Annotated in this window: 5 protein-coding genes; 2 read left to right on the forward strand and 3 right to left on the reverse strand. The window is 33.0% G+C overall.

All coding sequences use genetic code 11. From position 1 onward, the window contains the following. Positions 1 to 281: 281 nt before the first annotated feature. Positions 282 to 1346, reverse strand: a complete 1065-nt coding sequence (locus A2255_08925) for a hypothetical protein (protein OGI22624.1) — start codon at positions 1344 to 1346, stop codon at positions 282 to 284. Between the two features lie 243 nt (positions 1347 to 1589). Between A2255_08925 and A2255_08930 the strand changes: the two genes are divergently transcribed. Together A2255_08930 and A2255_08935 are read left to right on the forward strand one after the other, a co-directional pair. Further along, complete coding sequence (locus tag A2255_08930) at positions 1590 to 1865, forward strand: DNA-binding protein (GenBank protein ID OGI22625.1); 276 nt, start codon at positions 1590 to 1592, stop codon at positions 1863 to 1865. A gap of 301 nt (positions 1866 to 2166) precedes the next feature. Next, complete coding sequence (locus A2255_08935) at positions 2167 to 3978, forward strand: hypothetical protein (GenBank protein ID OGI22626.1); 1812 nt, start codon at positions 2167 to 2169, stop codon at positions 3976 to 3978. 62 nt (positions 3979 to 4040) lie between these two features. Here A2255_08935 and A2255_08940 read toward each other — a convergent pair whose 3' ends face one another. Both A2255_08940 and A2255_08945 read right to left on the reverse strand, forming a co-directional pair. Continuing rightward, complete coding sequence (locus A2255_08940) at positions 4041 to 4637, reverse strand: recombination protein RecR (GenBank protein ID OGI22627.1); 597 nt, start codon at positions 4635 to 4637, stop codon at positions 4041 to 4043. Then, positions 4637 to 4984, reverse strand: a complete 348-nt coding sequence (locus A2255_08945) for a nucleoid-associated protein, YbaB/EbfC family (GenBank protein OGI22628.1) — start codon at positions 4982 to 4984, stop codon at positions 4637 to 4639. The genes A2255_08940 and A2255_08945 overlap by 1 nt, the downstream gene beginning before the upstream one ends. Positions 4985 to 5004: the final 20 nt, after the last annotated feature.

Raw genomic sequence — 5004 nt, forward strand, 5'->3', positions numbered from 1 at the left:
TGCTTAGAGATTGCTTCACAACAACGATTTTAGAAAATATCCTTGCTACAAGGTTCGCAATGACTCTCAATTATTTTAAGGAGAAAAGAAAAAATACTTACTGATGTCATGCCGGACTTGTTCCGGCATCTATACAGTTATAGCTTAGAGTTGAAATGTGGTTAGATCCCGGGTCAAGCCCGGGATGACCTTTCTACTATTTTATAAATGTGTAAAAACTTTTTCTTGTTTACTTAGTTAATATTTGACCAATGCTGAAATGCTTATAGCCGGATATCATTTTATTTCTTTTTTTGTAATCTTTTTAAGGCTTCTTGTGCTTGAGCATCATCAGATTTTAGCGTAAGGCATCTATCATAATATTTTACAGCAAGATCTTTTTTACCTATTAATTCAAGAATCAAGCCTGTATTGTAGTATGCATCAGCTGATAAGGGATTCAGTTTGATTGCTTCATTAAAAGATTTCAGCGCATCATAATATTTGCCATTCTTAAAGTAAATGTTACCAAGGTTATAATGAGCAAGTGTGAATTTGGGATCAATTTTTAATACCTTCTTCATCTGCTTCTCTGCTTTAGCGAGCTTCTTATCTTTATATAGACAATAAGCATAACTATATAAAAGTTCAATTCTATCTGGTTTAAGGGTTAATGCTTTTTCATAAAGGTTAGTCGCTCGGTTGTATTTATTAATTTGCTCATACAAGCCCGCAAGTTCAGCCATATACCAGGCATCTTTTTGAGGTTTAAATGCTTCTTGATCAAGTAGTTTTATTGCTTCATCAGTTTTGCCTTTGCTGATTAAGTTTTTGATTTTATCTATAATTACTTGAGAATCAGGATTATGCTGATCTGATTTATTTTTTGATGCAACATTTACGAAATTTTCAGGATGTCCGTGCTCTCCAATATTCACTGTTTTTATATAGTCTTTACTCTCTTCACGCAGCGTAGACAACGCAATTTCATATACTTGAGGTATATCCTCTATTTTTATACCATTTTTGTTTTTTTCTTTCTTAGCTTTAACAAATTTTTCTTTTAATCTGTCAAATGTAAGAATATCAAGACCTGATAAATCCCCATAGCTTGAATCTAAATTCGGATAGAATGCACTGTCTAATTTTAATGCATCTTGAGGGCATGGGTTGATTATACTGTCAGGAATATCATTGAATTTTTCTTTATTAATCTTTAAGTCGAATTGAGTGGAGATGCCCGATGATACACCTGGATTAAACTGGGCAGGCAATAAGTCCTGTGAGTAAACTGTACTAACAGGATTATTCCACTGTAAGTAGACCAGGCTAAGCAACAGGATTAATTTTTTTTGATGAATTTTCATGATTTTCCTAGGTAGGTTAGTTTTTTATCTAACTACAATTTTAAACGAATTTTTAAAAAAAGCTAGTCAGAATTGATATTTTCAGCTGTTTCCATGTGTATGAGAATTACAAGTATAACACTGATTTTAGAATAGCTCGGAAAAATTTTTTAAAATATTTGATAAAAAAAACTCTTGCGTATTTTAACTTATTAAATATAATATATATGTCCGCATTTATTCTTTTAGGAAAGGAGTTTATGGATGAATAAGGAAGAATTAGTACAAGAGGTCGCTAAAAAAGCTAAAGTTACACAAAAAGAAGTTGCTGATATCTTATCAGTATTTGTAGATGTTGTTGAAAAAACAGTTTCTAAAGGTAAAAAAGTAACTTTAGTAGGCTTCGGTACATTCGAATCCCGCAAACGTGCTGAAAGAACAGGTAGAAACCCACAAACAGGTAAAGAAATTAAAATACCTGCAAAAACAGTTCCTACCTTCACAGCAGGTAAAAAATTCAAAGAAATGGTTAACAAATAAGAATTATTTGATTAACATAAAAAGCAGGTTCCTAGTGAACCTGCTTTTTAAATTGGTTTTAAATTATTGCCTTAAATTTCTCCGAATTAGCTTCTGGAATTTTTTTCTAATTTTTTACCACAGTTATTAACTGATACAAATAATTAAATAAATTGTAAACTTTACAGCTAAAATGTTTAAAATATTGCCAAAAATGGAATACTAAACTATAGTACTTACAGGATGATCAAATACTATCTTTAAAGGATTAGAAATAGTTTAAAAGGACTTATGATGTATATAAATACAAGGAGTAGTGGCAATGTCAATTAGTTTTAGTGGAGTTGGATCAGGACTTCCAGTATCTGATTGGATTGAACAGTTAATGTCGATAGAAAGACGTCCTGTCGATACTCTTTATCAAAAAAAATATACAATTCAAACATCTAAAACTACATTAAATACGTTAGAGAGCAAAGTTAGTTCTCTAAGGTCTAATATAGAAAAACTAACTGATACTAATTTGGGCGCTTCATTTGATCTATTTTCTAAAAGATTAGCTGCTAGCTCCAATACTGCTATTGCTACGGCTACTGCCAGTAATAATTCCGCTATTCAGAATATTACCCTTAAAATTGAGCAGTTAGCCACTGCTACTAAAGCTCAAACCCTTGATACAAATAAAGTAGCTGATACAGTTACTGGGGATGAATTAATCACTAAACTAGGAGACAATCAAGGCACTACTGGAAAATTTAGTATATTTGTTGATGGCGTAAAAAAAGAATTTACTATTGATGAAACTGACACTCTTAATGATGTCAAAGATACAATCAATAATACTCCTGGTGTTGGTGTAACTGCAAATATTGTTGATGGTAAATTCCAAATATCTTTTGACAGTACGAAAACCGTTGTATTAGGATCCAGTGGGGATACTAGTAATTTCTGGAACATCACTCAGTTATCTACTGCCTCAGCACAGGATCTAGTCCCCGATGTATCAAAGGCATTTACTAGTGATAATGCTTTGAGTGCTATTGATACTTTAGGTACAATAGCAGATAATGATGTAAACCTAAATCAGTTTGTTGCTGAAGATATTTTAGGTACTTTTAAAATAGGTAAAGCTACTTTTACTATTGATGAAACAACTACATTTAATGGGCTGATTAATAAAATTAATAATGATGAGGATGCAGGTGTAGTTGCCAGGTACGATCTTAAAACGAATAAACTCGTATTAACATCTAAAAACCCAGGTCAAGTAGCAATTAATATGATGGATTCTTCTAACGTTGATCCAACTGATACAGAGCCTCCAACAAGCAACTTTTTAACAGCAATGGGTTTAATCAAGTCTGATGGTGATGCAATGGCTTCTCAGGTTAACACACTGGGTAGTAACGCTAAAGTTTATCTCAATGGATCAGAAACTGCTTTATATGCTAACTCTAATACATTAACAGGTGATATTACTGGTATTTCTGGTTTAACGGTGAATCTTCTTGATGAAACAGAAGTTGGTAAAACTATAAATATCAATGTTTCGCAGGATACAGGTCAATTAGTAACAGCAGTTAATAATTTTCTTAGTAAGTTTAATGAAATTGTTAGTGAAATCGATGCAACTACATCTAAATCAGGAAATTTAAAGTCTGATTATTCCTTAGTGAGACTTAGAAATGATTTAAGGCAGACTGCTACAGGTTCCGTAAGTGGGCTAACAAAATATGATAGTTTTGGAATGATAGGTATAACCAGTGGTTCTGTCGGTACAAGTGCAAAAGTAGGAGCAACCGCATTAAGCCTTGATACTGATAAATTTCTGGAAGCGCTTTCTGAAAATCCATCTGATGTAAAAGCCTTATTAGTTGGCGATAGTTCTGCTGGTATAACAGGTATTATGCAGACATTGGAATCAAAAGTAGAGAGTGCTCTTGATCCTACAAACGGGTACTTTAATACTAAAAAGAAATCTATGGAAACAAGTATAACGGATATCGATAAATCTATTAAAAGAGGTGAATTGCGCCTTGAATCAGTAAGAAAAAGATTAGTAAATGAATTTAGTCTGATGGATCAAATGATTAGTCAGATGAAGACACAAGGTGGCGCACTTTCTATGTTCTAATCAATAAACCAAATAAAGAATAGAGGAGTTCTCAAAAGAGAACTCCTCTATTCTTTATTTGGTTACATTTCTCGTCTGCCTTCAAGGGCTTTAGCCAGAGTTATTTCATCAGCATATTCTAAATCGCTACCAACAGGCAAACCAAAGGCAATTCTTGAAACCTTTATGCCAAAAGGTTTAAGTAATTTAGCTAAATATAAACTTGTTGCTTCACCTTCTACAGAAGGATTTAAGGCAAGAATAACTTCTACTAATTCTGTTTGGGTAAGTCTTTCAAGCAACTCTCTAATTCTCAAATCATCTGGACCAATACCATCTAATGGAGAAATTAGTCCTTGAAGAATATGATATTTACCTTTGAATTCTTTAGTTCTTTCAAGGGCAACTAAGTCTTTGGTTTCAGCAACTACACATATAGTGTGAATATCTCTTCTCGAGTCTGAGCATATTTCGCAAGGGTCCTGAGAAGACATATTAAAACAGGTTCTGCAATACTTAATTTTTTCTTTTGCTTCAATTAAAGCATTGCTGAATTGTCTCACCTCATCAAGAGGCATTTTTAAAAGGTAAAAAGCCATTCTTTGAGCTGATTTTGGCCCGATGCCCGGAAGTTTCTGGAATTCTTCAATTAAACGTGCTAAGGGTTTTGTATATTGCATTAGAATAATCCTGGAATGTTCATGTTTAGTCCACCGGTAATAGAAGACATTCTTTCTTGAACCATAGAATTTACTTTGGTATTTGCATCTTTAATTGCGCTTGTAACTAGATCTTCAAGCATTTCAACTGTATCTTCATCAACACTTTCAGGGTTTTCAGGATTAATTGCTTCAGGCTTAATTTTTATAGATTTAAGTTCATTTTTGCCATTAAATACAACAGTAATTACTCCACCACCTGCAACACCTGTTACTTCTGTATCTTCAAGCTCAGATTGTGTACTTTCCATTTGCTTCTGCATTTGCTGAGCTTGTTTTAGCATCTTTTGAAAATTATAACCTTTCATTCTGAATCATCCTCCAAAAA

Source organism: Candidatus Melainabacteria bacterium RIFOXYA2_FULL_32_9, from assembly GCA_001784615.1.
Taxonomy (GTDB): domain Bacteria; phylum Cyanobacteriota; class Vampirovibrionia; order Gastranaerophilales; family UBA9579; genus UBA9579.